The sequence below is a fragment of the Paenibacillus sp. 05T425 genome (genome assembly GCF_056396205.1).
Map to the genome: position 1 here is coordinate 432,820 of NZ_JBFTLA010000002.1, position 16,956 is coordinate 449,775.

Sequence of the window (16,956 nt, forward strand, 5' to 3'; positions counted from 1 at the left end):
CCGCAACATTGCGAAAATTCGCGTTTTCGATGTATAAGTGTTACCGGTGTCCGTAATGAGAAGCGTTTCCTCTTTGTCGGAGCACCGAGAGACGGGGTAACATTTCCTGATCCCCGTCGTTTACTTTCCACCGCCGCCGCCGTCATCGCCGTAATGCCGCTTGCGGTAATCGTTGGGCGAGCAATCTGTCCATTTCTTGAACACCTTGCTGAAATATTTCTCGTCTTGGAAGCCGACCTGCTCGGCGATCTGCGTGATGCGAAGCTGTCCGTTCGCAAGCAGCTCCTTCGCCCGTTTAATGCGGCATTTGGCGATGAAGTCCGAAATGTTCTCGTTCATTTCCTGCTTGAACTTCCGCGAAATATACTCCCTGCTCAAGAAGAAACGGCTTGCGATCTCTTGCAGCGTAATATCCGAATGCACATGCTGCTCGATGTATTTGGCAATGTCGTAAATAACGCCGCTTTCCTTGTCCCGTTCGGCGATGCGCTTCGCAGACTGGCATGCTTCATCGAATACAGAGTGCTTCCATTGTTCATAATCGAATTKGCCAAGCTGAGTTACCGGTAATGGGTAAGCGTTGCTTGTGCGCATGCCTGCATTCTTCTCAACTGTCGCCCCGTCATCATGCGTTTCCCACATGGATTTGGCCAGCTCGAATTGTTGACGCCACTGGCCTAGCTGCTCCAGTGAAACATACCCGCTCTGATCGAGCGCATCGAACCAAGGCTGCATGGCGCGGCGGATTTGCTCCTGCTGTCCACTCTGGACGGCGAAGCGAATTCGCTCCTCATGCTCGCTCCACATAAGCAGCGGGTTCTTAGCGGCATGGGCCGTGCTTGGCTCGTAGAAGTGAAGGTCCGAGCCGCTGCCGAGCAGATTGCGCCGCTGCAAAGCGAGCTTCGCCTGCTGATAGGACGCAGCTGCATCGTTTGGAAAAGCGTTTGGCAATCCGATGCCGAAGACGAAACGCGTCTTAAGCGCTTTGAAGATAGCCTCGTTAATCTCGCCCAACAGCTCAGGAGCATTCTTCGCTTCACCCCATAGCAGCAGCGCCATCTCCATCTCATTTCCGCGATAACGGAACGCGTAGCCGAGCCCTTTGACGCGAAGAAACTCGTTGCATATATTCGTCAGCGCGAAGAAAAGCAGGTCCAGCCCCGCGGCGAACTTGGTTCTGACGGCAGGAGGAGACAGTTCAAGACTGACAACCGCGATGCGCGTATGCGGCATCGGCAGCGTAAGGCCAAGCTCCTGCTCCATCGTCTCTGCGAATGCCGGGTGATTGCCGGGCTCGCTGATCAATGTGGAGAAATATTGCTCCAGGAAGATCGGCTTAAGCTGATTCAGCTCCATATTCATATGGAGGCTGCGGCTGCGTTCCTTCTCCTCCCGCTTCCAGCTGTCTATTGCCGTTGCGAGCGCGGCTGTCAACTGCTCGGCATCGATCGGCTTCAGGATATAGTCGATCCCGCCGTACTTCACTGTCGTACGGACGAAGCTGAAGTCGTCATGTCCGCTAATGACGATGATTTTGCTTGCGGGCGCATGCTTCGCTGCCCATTCCAGCAGCTTCGTGCCGTCCATATTCGGCATCATCATATCGGTAAAGATAATCTCCGGTTTCTCTTTCTCAATCAGCTCGATCGCGCTTTGCCCATCCTGCGCTTCTAACAGTGTACCGATCTCGAACGAATCCCAAGGAACAAGGAGCCGGATCGCTTCTCTTACATGTTTCTCATCATCGATGATCAAAGCCTTCATGACTCATTCTCCTTCGCCGAGCGGAATGTGAATCGTAACGGAAAAGCCGTGCGGGCGAACCTGCTCCACTTCCATCGCAGCGGATGGATGGAAATGAAGGCGAAGCCTTGCCAGCACGTTCTGAAGCCCGATGCCGCCAGCCTCCTGGGACGATGCGGAAGCCGATTCCTGCGATGCCGGAGCTTGCGATTGCAGCATTCCATGAGACAGCGGCTTATCCAGCTCATATCGCAGTTCGGCGAGCCGTTCATCCGATATGCCGATGCCGTTGTCCAGCACGCGAATGGTTAATTGGCTGCTATCCTCGTTCAGCCAGCTTGCGATTGTCAGCTCGCTCGGCGAATCCGCTCCCGCGAAGCCGTGCTTGAAGAAGTTCTCGAGCAGCGGCTGAAGAATCATCTTCGGGACGAGAATACGCCGCGTGGCGTTATCGATCTGAAGCTGAATGCCAAGCGCTGTATCGAAGCGCTGCTTCTGCAGATCGAGATAAGCCTGCGCATATTGCAGCTCGCGGTTTAGCTCGACGACCGAATCCATCGTATTCATGTGGTAACGCATCATTTTGCCAAGCGAAGTAATGAGGGAGTAGGCCTTGTGGTCGCCGTGCTGAAGCGAGACCGTCCCAATGGATTGCAGCGCGTTATACAGAAAATGCGGATTAACCTGCGCCTGCAGCGCCTTAAGCTGGTTCGTCTTGTTGGCGAGCTCCAGCCGATATTCCGCCAAAATCAAGTTGTTGATCGTCTGCATCATCGAGCGGAAGCGGCGGGCGAGCAGGCCGATTTCGTCATTGCTTTGAATGTCGATCGAGACGTTCAGATTGCCGGTCTCGATCTTGTTCACATATCCGATCAGCCGCAGGAGCGGCTTCGTGAACGTAATCGAAATGAATAGTGTGGCAATAACGACGATGGCTAGAAAAGCGGCGCCAACCCAAATGTTGATCCGCGCGACGCGGTCGGCGGCGCTGTACAGATGGCTGTATGGCGTCTGCTTGACGAGGTACCAGTCCATGTACGGTGTTTTGATCCGATCGTAAAAAATCATTCCTTCGAACGATTGCTCCGTCCAGTCGAAATGACCGCTGTCTTCACTGGAACTATAGACGCTGTCCATCCAAGCATGGTCGATCTTGCCGCCGATCTCTTCTTGGTTGGAGGCGAGAACGATCTGCCCTTTCATATCCACGATATAGAAATCCTCTTTGCCGCTGTCGTACAGCTGGCGGTTCAGATCCTCGAGCACCGTCAGGCGCACGTCGATGGACAGCTCGGCAAGCAGCTCCTCGCTCGGCGCTCGGAAGATCGGGCGGTGCAACGTAAAAACCATCTCGTCATTAGCGCCGGACTTGACGTTAAGTCCGTAATTATGGCTTTGGTGAGTGGCCTCGATGGTTGCCTTTTTGACCGTCTCAGCCAGTGTGTCCTTGTCATTTTCGCCGACTCTGATGTCGTCGTTCCAGAGCAAATAAGTCGCGTTTTGCTTGACGACATAGAGCCGAACTTTATTGAATTCGCTTACGCTTTGGTAGATGCTGTACAGATGATCCTTGAGCAGGTTGCGGTTGTTAATGACATCCGTCAAGTCGTTCGGGAATACCTCATCCTCTAGGCTGCGCTCCAAAATATAATACAGCGAGCGAGGCACATTCATGGAGTTGTATACGGCCAGCGACTTCTGGTTGATGTTGCTCATGTAGTTCATAATGTTCGTTTTCCCTAAAGAGAGCAACTGCTTGTTTTTGGAAATCGCTTCTTCTGTAATCGAGCCCGTCGTGGCGTTATAGGAAATAATCATGGACGTTGCGATAGGTAAAATGGTAGCCGCCAGCAGAAGCAGCATGAGCTTATTTCGTATCGTGTTGAACGGTTTTCCAGGTTTCAAGTCGCTATTCCTCCCGCTGATAGGCGCTCTTCGCTCACGGCATCAGCCGTTTCGCCTTGTGGATACACAGTAACCGATTGTGCCAAGGATGGTCAATATATTCCACCAACGTTATCATCATCCTCGGTAGTCCGCATAGGGAGCGTGGTTTTATACTTTGGATGTGGGGAAAGCGTAAGCCTGTCTGAACCCACGGCCTACACAGGTGACACGAAGATAGAGAAAGGGGACTAGATCGCGATGTCCAAAGGATTCACTCGAAAAAGATGGAGCGAATGGGCGCAGCAGACCGTATTCGTCGGTCCAGGCCTCATTGCTTTCATTCTGATTGTGCTCGCGCCGTTTGTTATGGGTTTTTATTATATGTTTACCGAATGGGACGGCATTAATATAGGCGACGCCAAATGGACCGGGATGCGTAATCTGACGAAAATTTTCACCGATGACGAGAGGTTCTGGGATGCGTTCCTGTTCACGCTCAAGTTCACGATTGCCGGAGTGCTTATTACGAACCTGACTGCCTTCTTGCTGGCGCTCATGCTTAGCCGCAACCTGAAGAGCCGCAATGTGCTGCGGACGATCTTCTTCCTGCCGAATGTCATCGGCGGATTGCTGCTCGGCTACATCTGGTATTTTATTTTTGTAAGGGGCTTTGCCGCGATCGGCGAGGCGACAGGTATCGGATTCTTCAATCTGCAATGGCTCGGAACGCCGAATACGGCCTTCTGGGGCATCGTTATCGTGTTCGTCTGGCAGACGGCCGGTTATATGATGATTATCTACATCGCCGCGATGATCGGCGTGCCGAAGGATTTGATCGAGGCTGCGAAGATCGACGGCGCAGGTATGTGGCAGATGCTTCGTTCGGTGACAATACCGCTTATTATGCCCGCGATTACGATCTGCTTGTTCCTCACAACGTCGAACGCGTTCAAAATGTTCGATCTGAACTTGTCGCTCACTTCGGGCGGACCGGGCAACGCAACGGAATCGATCGCGCTGAATATTTACCGCGAAGCGCTTGGCTATAGCAGATACGGACTTGGGACGGCGAAGGCGATGATCTTCTTCCTCGGCGTCGCGCTCATCACGGTTACGCAAGTGTGGATTACGAAGAAGCAGGAGGTGGAAGCCTGATGGAAACAAGACAAAAATATACGCCGCTCCTGTTCGTTACAGAGATTATCGGTATTCTACTCGCATTATTATTCATTGCTCCGTTCTACTTCTTGATCGTCAACTCGTTCAAGAAGCTGGGCGATATTCTGCTCAATGCTTCATCCTTGCCGGAGAGCATTAGCTTCATCAACTTTCAGAGAGCCTGGGAAGCTGTAGAATTTCCGCGCGTATTCATGAATTCATTCCTGGTAACTTCGGTCAGCGTGTTGACGCTGGTCGTCATCAGCTCGATGATGGCTTACCGGCTCGTACGCAGGCCGACGACATTCAATAAGCTGTTGCTTACAGCATTGATCGCCGCCATGATCATACCTTTCCAATCGGTCATGCTGCCGCTTATGCGCGTTACGTCGTGGCTGGAGCTTCGAGGACATTTTCACGGGATCGTTATTTGCTACATGGGCTTTGGTATATCGCTCTCGATGTTTCTGTATCACGGCTTTGTTAAGTCGGTGCCGCTGGAGATCGAAGAGGCTGCGGTCATGGACGGCTGCTCCCCGTACGGCGTTTTCTGGAGAATCGTGTTCCCGCTCTTGAAGCCGATCTCGGTTACCGTTATTATTTTGAACGTACTATGGATTTGGAATGATTACTTATTGCCGATGCTAGTCATTAACGATAATATGACGACGATTCCGCTCGCCGTACAGAAGTTCTTCGGACAATACTTGCGCAAATGGGATTTGGCGATGGCGGCGCTGACGCTTAGCACGCTCCCTGTAATTGCTTTCTTCCTTTTCCTGCAAAAACACATTATCGAAGGCATAACAGCGGGTTCTGTTAAAGGGTAATGCGTAAATAATCAAAATATTACACCTAGTTGTTCAATAATTTCGGTGTTGTGCTAGTTTGTTGCACAACTATAATGACGATGTAAACAAGAAAAGGCTTTAATTGTTAAATAATAAAGTTGCGGGAGGTCATGTAAGATGAAGAAATTATCTTTCCTTATGCTCGTCGCGGTTATGGTGATCGTGCTGGCTGCGTGCGGGGGCAACAACAGCAATAACGGCAATAACAAAGGGGCAAATAACGGCGGTACGAAAGCAACGGACAAACCTACGGAGGCTGCACAAACAGAGGCGCCTAAGAAGAACGTAACGATTAAGATCTTCCAATTCAAAGTCGAAATTGCGGAAGCGCTTAATAAGATGGCTGAGGAATACGAGAAAGAGACAGGCGTTAAGGTTGACGTAGAGACGCATGGCGGCGGTGAGGACTACAGCGCATTGCTGAAAGCCGAGCTGGCGGCTGGCGAAGAGCCGGAAATCTTCAACTCCAGCGGTTGGGCAGGCTTCGACCCTTACGTGGATCGTGCTACTGATCTTAGCAACGAGGCATGGGCGAAGGATCTTGTAGAAGCTTCTAAAGCTCAAATCTCGCGTGACGGCAAGCTGCTTGGCATGCCGATGAACCTTGAAGCTTACGGCTTCACGTACAACAAAGACTTGTTCGCCAAAGCTGGCATCACGGAGCTTCCTAAGACGCTTGACGAGCTGGAAGCTGCTGCGAAGAAGCTGCAAGACGCAGGCATTACGCCGTTTGCTTTGACGAACGAGTGGTGGTCGATGGGTATCCACACGCTGAACATCGCGCTTGCTAACCAAGCTGACCCTGCTGCCTTCATCGAAGAAGTGAAAGCCGGCACGAAAACGTTGAAAGACGACGCTACGATGAAGCAATGGGTACGCCTCGTAGACATTATGTTCGCGAACGGACAAAAGAACGCTCTGACGACGGACTACAATACGCAAGTTGCTGAATTCGCAGCTGGCAAGTATGCGATGATCCAACACGGCAACTGGATTCAAGGCATGATCGACGAAGTAACGCCAGGCATGAACCTAGGTATGATGCCTGTACCGCTTCTTGATACGCCAAACGTATTCACAGGCGTTCCGAACAACTGGATCGTGAACAGCAAATCCGCTAACGTGGAAGAAGCAAAAGCGTTCCTGAACTGGATGGTTACTTCGGAAACAGGCAAAAAATATATCGCAACAGACTTCAAATTCGTACCTGCACTATCTTCGATCGAGCCTAACCCTGAAGCAATCGGCAGCATCGGCGGCGACTTCGCGCTATTCGCCAATGCCAACCCTTCGCAAGTGAAAAGCTGGAACTGGGACCGCTTCCCGGACGGCATCACGCAACAATGGGGCGCGGCGATGCAGGAGTACCTCGGCAAGCAAATCTCGGGCGACGAGCTGCTCTCGAAGCTTGACAAAGCGGTACAAGATATCGTGAAGAAATAATAGCGAGTAAGATAGTAAGCTCCGATCAAGCAGCTCAAGCTGCGCGGTCGGAGCTTTTCTTGTGCACGTTGGGATAGTTAATTGAGGCAGCATGCTGTTGCGTGCGGAGCGGAAGCGGAGAAGTAGAGGTTAAGACGGAAATTCCATCCTACTGACTCCAAATCAACCGCTATATAGTGAATAGGATGAAATTCCCATCTTATAAACTTGGAATCGTCTAAAGGAATTGTCATTTGTTATAAAATGAGTAGGATAAGCTTAGTAATCCATCCTATTCATTGGATATCGCTCTTTTGAACGGAAATAAGAGGGATTATCCATCTTAACCGAACCCAGGTCGGTTCAGGCCAATGTCGAAATAGCTGGAAATAGTCCCGTTAATTTCTCGATAAACGGAGAATTCGTACGATTAACTGGAAAAAATCCTGTTAATATTGCGCAAATAGGAAGAGCGGAGGAAATACGGGACAATTAGCAGGAGTAATTCCCGTTATTGATCGCGATGGCGTAATGCCGTCCAAATTAACAGGAGGAATTCCAGTTATTTCTCAAATCGCAGCAGTCAGGTTACCGTTGCAAACAAGCCAAACAAAGAAGAAGCCATTCCACGCCGGGATGGCTTCTTCTATGTTTACTTCTATGCAGCGACCGCGATTAGTCGCGGCTGAAGATTTTGGAGAGCAGGCGGAGCATCTCGATGTAGAGCCATACGAGCGTGACCATGAGGCCGAACGCGCCGTACCATTCCATGTACTTCGGAGCGCCGCGCTGTGCGCCGTTCTCGATGAAGTCGAAGTCCAGCACGAGATTGAGTGCAGCGATGACGACGATAACGAGCGAGATACCGATGCCGATCAGGCCGTTGCTGTGCAGGAAAGGTACGCTGATGCCGAACATTCCGAGCACGAAGCTTACCAAGTAAAGAAGGGCAACGCCTGCTGTTGCGGCGAATACGCCAAGCTTGAAGTTTTCCGTTGCTTTAATAAGTCTTGTCTTGTATGCGAGGAGCAACGCTACGAATACACACATCGTCAGCAGTGCTGCCTGCATCGTTATGCCGTTGTACAGCGATTCGTAATTAGCCGACAATGCGCCGAGGAAAAGTCCTTCTGCTATGGCGTAAACCGGTACTAAGTACGGCGCCGTTCTTGGCACGAAGCTTATGATAAGCGCCATCACAAGACCGATAATAACGCCGCCGATCATATAGCCCATGACGTTCTGGCCGTTGAAATACATGTTCCAAGTCGAGAACGCGCCGCCTAGCATTAATGCGAGCGTAATGAACGCTTTATTGACCGTTCCGTTGATCGTCATCGCGTCATTCAACGAATTGCCGTGCCGATCAAACGTATGATCTCTTAATGTCGGATTACCGCTTCTTCCTAACATGGGTAATTCACCTCATCATCATTTTGTCCCGATTCTATCACATCCTATGATGCTCATCCACTAGCAATGACTATTTCTTTCGCTGCGGCATCAATAGGCGCTTCGGATCGGAGTAAGAATGTAATACGTATCATGCCCTTGCGTAGTTTCAATAATGATCGGTTTCTCTCTTCCTGTCAGGCGTAAGTATATATGCTCGCTCTCAATAGCATCAACCATATCTTTCATATATTTCCCGTTAAAAAATACCGTAATCGCTTCCCCCGACCTCTCCGCAAGCGCCACAGCTTCCGTCACATCGCCGATGTCGGGCGAAGCGGCGAACAATTCCGCATCATCTTCTCCGATGCGTAGTCCGATAATGTGCATATTGCCTGCCAACAGCGATACTCGTCCGACCGCTTCAGCAAAAGAGGCGGTATTCAGCTTGAGCGCTGTAGCTGTAGAGAAGGCGGACGGCAGCAGCTTGTCGGTCGGCGGGAATTGGCCTGGAATAAGCGATGTCTGCATGCTGAAGCTGCTTGTGGCGAACCGCACACCGTGTTCGCTGAAGCTGATCTGCGTGTCGCCGGCGTTGTCGGTTAGCATTTTCGAATAGTCGAGCAGATGTTTAGCTTCAACGACGATAGCTGTCGGCAAGCTGCCGCTGTCATCTGCGTGAAGTCGCGAGGAGCGGGATGCGAGCCGAACGCCGTCCGTTGCCAGCAGCTTCAGCTTACGTCCATCCTCGAGTATGGACATGGAGACGCCGGTAAGGACAGGGCGCGCTTCCGATGTAGAGGCGGCGAAAGCKACTTGCTTCACCATACCTCGCAGCTCCCCGTTGTTGATAAGGAAAAATGAGCGCGCTACGCCATGCAGAGTATTCGGGAATTCATCAGCATTCATCGTTGCGAGCCTGTAGTTGGATTGGCCGGCTTGGATGTGCAAGATTGTACTCTCGATTAACTCGAGCGAAACGATGCCTTCTGGCAAGTTGCGGACAATATCGATGAAGTAACGGGCGGGAACGACGGTTCTTCCTGCTTGCGTAACCGCAAGCGAATCGGAGGAAGAGGGCAATTGATATTGCAATGTCATCGTTAGTTTGGTGCAGGTCAACGTTAACTGGCGCATATCGGCCTGCAGCTTAATGCCTGCGAGAATGGGCTGGACAGGCCTTGAAGGCAGTGCTGCCGCGACATGCTGCAAGGCGTGATGGAGGTCGTGTCTCGCAATTTCAACTCGCATCGCGCTCACTGTTCTCCCGTTTGCTGATCGGACAAGTAAGCTTCAATCATGTTTCGTATCACTTCCGATCGTGAACGTCCGTCCTTCTCGCATTGGGACTCGATCTGCTCCCAAGTTGACGAAGGCAGCGTTAACGATATTTTTCTCGTTTCGCCAATGCCTTTGCGGCCGGCGCCGGTACGAGGCCCGCCTTGCGAGAACATGATCGATAGCTGTCCTTCGTGCTCGGGAATGCCGAGCTTTATTTTTTTCGCGGGCATAGGGATTAAGCTCCTCGCTATATTTGATTAAGGTAACCTATTTCAAATATTCATTAACTTAACTTTACCATGCCTAGTTGTGATTGGCAATATTTGCAACGAAGGCTGGCGATAAGCACTTTTTCGCACAATCTAATGAAGTCATGTTCATGGATAAAAAGGTTGCGGAAACGGGACAACTTCCGCTTCGGCAAGCCTTTTTGGCCGTTGCCCGGCGGTTGGCATAAAACGAAAGTCCTATCCATATGGATGAGTATAATAGTGGCCGGAGAGGGTGGGCGCATGAGCAATCGTTACCCGTATTACAATCCGTATCGGCCGGGTAAACCGAGAGGTTACCGCCAATTGAACGGTCATGCCCTTGCATCGATGATACTCGGCATATGCAGCATCCTATTTTGGTGGACGTGGCTGCTAAGCATCGCGTGCGGAGTTATTGGACTGTTGCTCGGCTTCAAAGGCATCGATTCACAGCGACCAGGCTTAGCGAGAGTTGGAATCTTCACTTCGATTATCGGACTTGGCATAGGCGCGATTTCCTTATTGTTCAAGGTGATTTCATGGTTGTGATGTGGATGATGATCGGTTGCAGCCTTGTATTTATGATCCTTATCGTGGKGTTGCTATCCGGCAGCCAGCCGCATATTGATGAAGCGCTGGCTGAGTCCGAGCGTGACGTTGTGCCAGTGCAGATTGTTTCGGGAATCGCTCAGCATATCGGAGAACGGGAGGAGCAGCAGGATTCCTACTGCTTCTCCGAGCTTCACGATAGAGAGGCGATTCAGAGGCGCGGCGTACTGGCCGTACTCGCCGACGGTATGGGCGGGCTTGCAATGGGAGGCGAGGCGGGTCAACTGGCTGTGCAATCGATGCTTCAAGCTTATAGGAACAAAGCGGATGAAGAGAGCATTCCGCAAGCGCTGGAGCGGGCGATTCACGCGGCTAACCGCGATGTCTATGGGCTGGCGATAGAGCATGGGCTTGAATGGGGCGTAGGCACGACGCTTATTGCGGTTGTTGTGTCGGAAGACCGGCTGTATTGGACTTCGGCCGGCGATAGCCGAATATACCTGTACCGCGAAGGTACTTTACGGGCACTTACGCAGGACCATACCTATGCGAAGCAGCTGGATGAGCTCGTCAAAGCCGGTCTTATGACCCGTGAAGAAGCGGATACGCATCCGGAGCGGATGCTGCTTACGAGTTATCTCGGTATCCCGGAGCTGCGGGAGCTTGATCGTAATTGGACGCCATTTCACCTACAGCCGGAGGATTGGATCTTGTTATGCAGCGACGGCTTCTATGACGGGCTGACGGAGCCGCTGATGAGTGAAGCGGCGAAGCTTACGCCTCAGCTGGCAGCGGAATATATGGTGCAGCGGATAATCGAAGAGGAACGTCCGTATCAGGATAATGCAACCGTCGCTATTTTGAAAATATAGAAATGTTATCGTTTCACTCTTATACGGTCTCGGTACATACATATCAGCCTTTCGACGCTTCTACATGACTTGGCAACTAAAAAAGGCGGGCATAGGGATGAGAGATGATCGCATTTGCTTAGGGTGCATGGAATGGACGGACCGGACGGCAGTATGTCCTTCCTGCGGTTATGCGGGAGGCACGCTGCCAAGCGCTCCATGGCATTTGATGCCGGGTACGATTCTGAACGGCCGTTACTTGATCGGCAGGGTGCTGGGGCAAGGCGGCTTCGGCATTACGTATTTGGCATGGGATCTCAGTCTCGAGACGAAGCTGGCGGTTAAGGAATATTTGCCCCGCGAGCTGGCGACGAGAAGTCTCAATCAGCCGCCTATTAACGTATATTCGGGGGAAGCGCAGCAGCGGTACGCGTATGGGCTCGATCAGTTTCTAGAAGAAGCCAGGCGGGTGTTCAAGTTAGGACCGCATCCGGGCATAGTGACGGTGCGTGACTTTTTCAAGGAAAATGGAACGGCGTATTTGGTCATGTATTATTTGGAAGGGCAGACGTTCAAGGAGTTTCTGAAAATGCAGGGCGGACGCGTACCGTTTGTTATCGCGCTTGGCATTATGCGTCCGATCATGGATGTGCTGCAGGAGCTTCATGCGCATCACATGCTGCATCGGGATATTAGCCCGGAAAACATTTATATAACAACGAACGGCCAAGTAAAGCTGCTTGACTTCGGGGCTGCCAGGCAAGTGGCTGGCGAGCATAGCCTATCGGTTGTCTTAAAGCCGGGCTACGCGCCGGAGGAGCAATATCGAACGAAAGGAAAGCAAGGTCCGTGGACCGACCTGTATGCGGTAGCGGCAACGTTATATCGGGCAATCACAGGTCGGATTCCGCCTGAATCGCTGGATAGGCTGGATCGGGAATCGCTTGTCCCGCCTTTGCGGCTTCACGCGGTCATTCAACCTCATGAGGAAGCGGTGCTGATGAAGGCACTTTCCGTACACGCCTCCGATCGCTTCCAATCGCTGCAATCGTTTCAAGCTGCGCTTGAAGCGGGCAAAAAAGAACGAAGCGTATCTCCTTCAGAGAAGTCGCCTCATTCAAAGCTGCCTCAGCCCCCGCGTTCGCTTCCACAGCCTTCACGATCTAAGAAGCAGCAGGTGCGCGCCTCGCTTGCTCGACGCCGCGCCGTTCCGAAGTGGATGCGTTTTGCTGGAGGCGGAGGCCTGCTCCTTATTATCGTTATCGTGTTCTCCCTTCTAGTGCTGAATCGGGGATTCCGTGTGCCTGCTTATATTGGACATAGCAGCGACTCTGCCGTTAGAGACCTTAGGACCTGGAACATGGCTTACAAAGTAGAATATCGCTATAGCGAGTCCATTGCGTTAGGAATGATAGTTGATCAGTACCCGCTCGCAGGTACGAAGCTGGAGAGAGGAGAAACGGTAACGCTCATCGAGAGCCTTGGTCCGGAATAGAACGCTATTGCACGGTCGTTCGATTTTTGCCGTTATTTTTGGATTCGTATAAGGCATGGTCGGCTTGTTGAAAACAGTAGGCCTTCGTCTCGCCCGGCGCAACGGCATGCAGGCCGACACTTACGGTGACGGGGCGCCGATTCAGCTCGGCAACAGGGTTCAACGCAATCGATTTGCGAAGGCGTTCAATGGAAGCATACGCTTCCGCCTCACTCGTCTCGCATAACAGCACGACGAATTCCTCACCGCCATATCTGGCAGCGAAGGCATTGGCGGTAATGTGCTTGGAGATGCAAGCGGCAACCTGCTTGAGCGCAATATCTCCGACCCAGTGCCCGTATGTGTCATTGACCTGCTTGAAATTGTCGATGTCGAGTATCGCAAGCTGGAGCGGAAACGGACTTCGGTTATATTGTTCAAGCAATTGTGCAAAATACTCATGGAACGACTTGTGATTATGCAGTCCGGTTAGGGGATCGATCTTCGTCATTCTCTCCATCACGATCGTTTGGACGAGCAGCTCCTGTTCGGATTGCATCGATTGATCAAGCTTTTCCACGAGCGCATGGCTGCGATGGATAACGCCAAGGCCGGTCATGGCCGCGCAGAATAGGATGCTCCCGACTATAATGATCTCGATGAGATCCTCCTCCTTCACATAACGGCCGGGTTGAACATAGAGGGCTGCCATGGCTATCAGACACATCGCTAACGTTATGATCAAATAACGTTTCTTGAAATACATCATCGAGATAAGCAATGGGAATATAAGAATGATAGGTAAAGTATCGTAGCTGTCATGGATAAAGTAGAAGTACGAGTGCGAGGTTAATATGGATGAAATGACCGTCGCAAGCTCCATTCCGTTCGGCCATCTGCGGTAGACGATTTCCAGCGCAAGCACGAGCAGCAGAAAAATCGCGTTAGGTACGAGCATGCCGTTAAACAGATAGTTCACCGGCGTTAAGAAAGGCACATGCGCTGACAACACATAATGGATAAGGAGCATCGAGCCAAGAATAATCGTAGACATGGCCCAAAATAAGTTTAATATTCCGCGATTCCATTTTTGTGGAGTACGCATGGTTCGGTAGATGGGCAGAGACATAACATCCTCATTTCTAAAGGGTGAAATAATGAAAGACCGGTTATTAATATCGTACCTGCAATGTTTCTACGGAGCAGGCAGTTATTCCTTCATTATTCGACAGTTTTCCCTTCAAAAGTCAGATGGTTAGAATAACGCAGCTTCGGGGTAATATATGATGGATAACGAATATGTAAGCGGAGGCGATAGATGTGTATTGGAATGAGGAGGAGCGTAGGGATCGTGAGCACAACGATCTTGTGACGGAGAGGGATATCGATCCGGCTTTTGGACTGTTTGCGGACGAGGAGCAGACGAGCGCCGTGCTGGACGCGACGGACGAGCTGTTGCGAAGATATCCGGATAGCGAGGCGGGTTTATCCAGCGCCATCATCTCGGGTGAAGGGGATGACGAGGTAGACACGCCCGAGGAGATTTCGGCTGAGATGGCTGCCGTGCCGGATGCCGATGACATCGCAAAGAACAGCCCGGTAGACCCGGCGTCCCCGGAGCAGGATTTCCACGGCACCGATCTGCTGAACGGCGTCGGGCTGCATCCCGAGGAAGAGACGGAGGAGTAGAAGGGAGAAGGCGTCCGTATAGGACGCCTTTTTCTATGTGTCTGTTGCCGCTGAGCATGATACAATAGAGGAACAAATGTTCTTGGAGGAGTCGGGGAGCTAAGTCATGTCAGACAAACCGAGTACGATCGCGATATCGGTAAGGCATCTGGTCGAATATGTCTACCTGAGCGGCAGCATTGATGTGAAGCTGAATGCGGTAGACGCATTGCATGAAGGAACGAAAGCGCATCAGCGGATTCAGCAGCAGTACGGCGAGCTTGACCGCAAGGAAGTATATTTGAAGGCGGACATCGAGGCGGAAGGGCTTGTTATTGCGGTGGATGGCCGATGCGACGGACTGCTTGCCACCGAGCCTGCTATCACGATAGATGAGATTAAGTCTACATCCGGTGACCTAGACCTTATAACCGAACACTCTTATCCGGTGCACTGGGCGCAAGCGATGTTCTATGCCTATATGTATGCCAAGGATGAGCAAATGCCGCAGATGCGGGTGCAGTTGACCTATGTGCATACGCAGACCGACAGGCTGCAGCAATTCCATCGCATGGTGTCCTTCGAGGAACTCGAACGATTCGTAGAGGATGTCGTACAGCGATATATTCCGTATGCAGCGCTTCGCGTTCGTCATGCAGCTGAGCGGGATGCGAGCATCGAATCGCTCGCCTTTCCTTTCGGCACATATCGTGCGGGACAGCGCAAGCTGGCCGGCGCGGTCTACAAGTCGATCAATGAGGGCGTGCGGCTGTTCGCCAGAGCGCCGACGGGCATCGGCAAGACGATCTCGACGACGTTTCCGGCTGTCAAGGCGATCGGAGCAGGTATGCTTCAGCGCTTCTATTACCTGACGGCTCGCACAACGACGAGGAAAGCTGCTGAGGATGCGCTGCTGCTGATGGATGAGCAGGGACTGCGGATGCATACGGTTACGATTACGGCAAAGGATAAAATATGCTTTCAGGACGAAGTGCGTTGCGAGAAAGAGCATTGTCCGTTCGCGGACGGCTACTATGACCGGATCAACGGGGCGGTGCTTGATATACTCGCTAATGAAACGATCATCACGCGTTCGATCATCGAGCGATATGCGCAGATTCACCGGGTATGTCCGTTCGAATTCTCGCTGGATCTCGCTTACGCGGCCGATGCGGTCATTTGCGACTACAATTATATTTTTGATCCACGTATTTCGTTCAAGCGGCAATATAATGAGCAGAAGCGCAAGACCGCGCTGCTTGTCGACGAAGCGCATAATCTAGTGGACCGGGCGCGCGAGATGTATTCGGCCGAGCTGGTGAAGTCGGCGTTCCTTGCGCTGCAGCGAGAGTTGAAGGGAACGGATCAGGCAGGCTACAAAGCAGCCAAGGCGGTTAATGATTATTTCATTGCGCTTCGCAAGGGGAGCGAGGATTCGCCGCAGCTTGTAGAAAAGCTGCTTCCAGCGGAGCTTGCAGCGCTAGTAGAAACGTTCGCCGCCGCGATGGAACGGCTGCTCGCCGGAGGGCAAAGTGTAAGCGAGCTGCTGCTCGACACCTATTTTGCCGCGCAAAACTTCATTCGTACCGCTAAGCATTACGATGATAAATATGTGACGTTGACGGAACTCACGAAGAACGAGCTTCGCGTGAAGCTGTTCTGCCTCGATCCCTCGCAAATGCTGCAATTGATGGGCAAAGGGTATCGGTCCCATATTTATTTTTCGGCAACGCTGTCTCCGGTATCTTATTATATGGACATGCTTGGGGCGGGGGAGAAGGACTATACGCTGGCCGTCGCTTCGCCGTTCGATAAGGAACAGCTGGAAGTGATCGTGAAGCCGGTGTCGACCCGTTATCAGGATCGCGATGATTCGTATGCGCCGATTGCTCGTCAGCTTGCGCAATTGGTAACGGAGAAGCCTGGAAATTACTTCGTATTTTTCCCTTCGTACGCATATATGAACGCGGTGCATCAGACCTTTATGGAGAGCTGGACGATGAGGGAAGAGGATGAGAAGAAGGCTGAGGTGCTGCTGCAGCAGCGGGATATGTCCGAGGAGGAGCGGGATCAGTTCCTGGACAGCTTCCAGGGCGGCAAGGAGCGATCATTGATCGGCTTTGCGGTCATGGGCGGTGTGTTCTCCGAAGGCGTTGATTTGGCGGGAGACCGACTGGTCGGCGTCGTCGTTGTTGGCGTGGGACTGCCGCAGTTAGGCTTAGAGCGGAATATGATTCGCGATTACTTCAATGAGCAGGGCAAGAGCGGCTATGACTATGCCTACGTCTTTCCCGGTATGAACAAGGTGCTGCAAGCAGGCGGACGTCTCATTCGTTCGGAGACCGATAGCGGCACGCTGATGCTTATTGACGACCGTTACATGCAGCCTCATTACAACCGATTGTTGCCGGAGGAGTGGAGGCGTTAAA

General features: G+C 51.9%; 14 protein-coding genes. 8 read left to right on the forward strand and 6 right to left on the reverse strand.

Annotated features, from left to right (window positions below; all coding sequences use genetic code 11):
• Nucleotides 1-120: 120 nt before the first annotated feature.
• Complete coding sequence (locus tag AC1DF0_RS05750; RefSeq protein ID WP_477573338.1) at nt 121-1,764, reverse strand: response regulator; 1,644 nt, start codon at nt 1,762-1,764, stop codon at nt 121-123.
• A gap of 3 nt (nt 1,765-1,767) precedes the next feature.
• Complete coding sequence (locus AC1DF0_RS05755) at nt 1,768-3,648, reverse strand: cache domain-containing sensor histidine kinase (RefSeq protein ID WP_442049418.1); 1,881 nt, start codon at nt 3,646-3,648, stop codon at nt 1,768-1,770.
• A 240-nt stretch (nt 3,649-3,888) separates the two neighbouring features.
• On the opposite strand from AC1DF0_RS05755, the gene AC1DF0_RS05760 reads away from it, so the two are divergent.
• The 3 genes from AC1DF0_RS05760 to AC1DF0_RS05770 all read left to right on the forward strand — a co-directional run bounded on the left by AC1DF0_RS05760 (nt 3,889) and on the right by AC1DF0_RS05770 (nt 7,082).
• The gene (locus tag AC1DF0_RS05760; RefSeq protein ID WP_442049419.1) at nt 3,889-4,785 is read left to right on the forward strand and encodes a carbohydrate ABC transporter permease; all 897 of its coding nucleotides are present in this window, start codon (nt 3,889-3,891) and stop codon (nt 4,783-4,785) included.
• On the forward strand, nt 4,785-5,618 hold the full coding sequence (locus AC1DF0_RS05765; RefSeq protein ID WP_337100822.1) for a carbohydrate ABC transporter permease: 834 nt from the start codon (nt 4,785-4,787) through the stop codon (nt 5,616-5,618). Before AC1DF0_RS05760 ends, AC1DF0_RS05765 begins: the two co-directional genes overlap by 1 nt.
• 138 nt (nt 5,619-5,756) lie before the next feature.
• Nucleotides 5,757-7,082, forward strand: a complete 1,326-nt coding sequence (locus tag AC1DF0_RS05770; RefSeq protein ID WP_442049420.1) for an ABC transporter substrate-binding protein — start codon at nt 5,757-5,759, stop codon at nt 7,080-7,082.
• Between the two features lie 654 nt (nt 7,083-7,736).
• Here the strand turns inward: AC1DF0_RS05770 and AC1DF0_RS05775 are convergent.
• The 3 genes from AC1DF0_RS05775 to AC1DF0_RS05785 form a co-directional block, all read right to left on the reverse strand.
• Complete coding sequence (locus AC1DF0_RS05775; protein ID WP_442050133.1) at nt 7,737-8,474, reverse strand: Bax inhibitor-1/YccA family protein; 738 nt, start codon at nt 8,472-8,474, stop codon at nt 7,737-7,739.
• 90 nt (nt 8,475-8,564) lie between these two features.
• On the reverse strand, nt 8,565-9,704 hold the full coding sequence (gene dnaN, locus AC1DF0_RS05780; protein WP_442050132.1) for a DNA polymerase III subunit beta: 1,140 nt from the start codon (nt 9,702-9,704) through the stop codon (nt 8,565-8,567).
• Nucleotides 9,705-9,709: 5 nt separating this feature from the next.
• Nucleotides 9,710-9,964, reverse strand: a complete 255-nt coding sequence (locus AC1DF0_RS05785) for a ribbon-helix-helix domain-containing protein (protein ID WP_442050131.1) — start codon at nt 9,962-9,964, stop codon at nt 9,710-9,712.
• Between the two features lie 282 nt (nt 9,965-10,246).
• Here AC1DF0_RS05785 and AC1DF0_RS05790 point away from each other — a divergent pair, with 282 nt between their 5' ends.
• From AC1DF0_RS05790 to AC1DF0_RS05800, 3 genes are all read left to right on the forward strand, one after another.
• Nucleotides 10,247-10,534, forward strand: a complete 288-nt coding sequence (locus tag AC1DF0_RS05790) for a hypothetical protein (protein ID WP_442050130.1) — start codon at nt 10,247-10,249, stop codon at nt 10,532-10,534.
• Nucleotides 10,525-11,406 (forward strand): PP2C family protein-serine/threonine phosphatase, encoded by an 882-nt coding sequence (locus AC1DF0_RS05795; RefSeq protein ID WP_477573339.1) that lies wholly within the window; start codon nt 10,525-10,527, stop codon nt 11,404-11,406. The genes AC1DF0_RS05790 and AC1DF0_RS05795 overlap by 10 nt, the downstream gene beginning before the upstream one ends.
• A 97-nt stretch (nt 11,407-11,503) precedes the next feature.
• The gene (locus AC1DF0_RS05800) at nt 11,504-12,880 is read left to right on the forward strand and encodes a protein kinase domain-containing protein (RefSeq protein ID WP_477573340.1); all 1,377 of its coding nucleotides are present in this window, start codon (nt 11,504-11,506) and stop codon (nt 12,878-12,880) included.
• Between the two features lie 4 nt (nt 12,881-12,884).
• Here the strand turns inward: AC1DF0_RS05800 and AC1DF0_RS05805 are convergent, their stop codons facing one another.
• Nucleotides 12,885-13,913 (reverse strand): GGDEF domain-containing protein, encoded by a 1,029-nt coding sequence (locus AC1DF0_RS05805; protein ID WP_477573341.1) that lies wholly within the window; start codon nt 13,911-13,913, stop codon nt 12,885-12,887.
• A 266-nt stretch (nt 13,914-14,179) separates the two neighbouring features.
• Here AC1DF0_RS05805 and AC1DF0_RS05810 point away from each other — a divergent pair, with 266 nt between their 5' ends.
• Together AC1DF0_RS05810 and AC1DF0_RS05815 are read left to right on the forward strand one after the other, a co-directional pair.
• On the forward strand, nt 14,180-14,548 hold the full coding sequence (locus tag AC1DF0_RS05810; protein WP_442050126.1) for a hypothetical protein: 369 nt from the start codon (nt 14,180-14,182) through the stop codon (nt 14,546-14,548).
• A gap of 106 nt (nt 14,549-14,654) precedes the next feature.
• Entirely contained in the window at nt 14,655-16,955 is a 2,301-nt protein-coding gene (locus tag AC1DF0_RS05815; RefSeq protein ID WP_477573342.1) for an ATP-dependent DNA helicase, read from the forward strand.
• Nucleotide 16,956 lies beyond the last annotated feature (1 nt).

Bases quoted from the DNA above. Each gene is read 5' to 3' on its own strand.
- AC1DF0_RS05760 (WP_442049419.1), top strand. From the start codon at position 3,889: ATGTCCAAAGGATTCACTCGAAAAAGATGGAGCGAATGGGCGCAGCAG.
- AC1DF0_RS05765 (WP_337100822.1), top strand. From the start codon at position 4,785: ATGGAAACAAGACAAAAATATACGCCGCTCCTGTTCGTTACAGAGATT.
- AC1DF0_RS05770 (WP_442049420.1), top strand. From the start codon at position 5,757: ATGAAGAAATTATCTTTCCTTATGCTCGTCGCGGTTATGGTGATCGTG.
- AC1DF0_RS05775 (WP_442050133.1), bottom strand. From the start codon at position 8,474: ATGTTAGGAAGAAGCGGTAATCCGACATTAAGAGATCATACGTTTGAT.
- AC1DF0_RS05785 (WP_442050131.1), bottom strand. From the start codon at position 9,964: ATGCCCGCGAAAAAAATAAAGCTCGGCATTCCCGAGCACGAAGGACAG.
- AC1DF0_RS05790 (WP_442050130.1), top strand. From the start codon at position 10,247: ATGAGCAATCGTTACCCGTATTACAATCCGTATCGGCCGGGTAAACCG.
- AC1DF0_RS05800 (WP_477573340.1), top strand. From the start codon at position 11,504: ATGAGAGATGATCGCATTTGCTTAGGGTGCATGGAATGGACGGACCGG.
- AC1DF0_RS05805 (WP_477573341.1), bottom strand. From the start codon at position 13,913: ATGTCTACGATTATTCTTGGCTCGATGCTCCTTATCCATTATGTGTTG.
- AC1DF0_RS05815 (WP_477573342.1), top strand. From the start codon at position 14,655: ATGTCAGACAAACCGAGTACGATCGCGATATCGGTAAGGCATCTGGTC.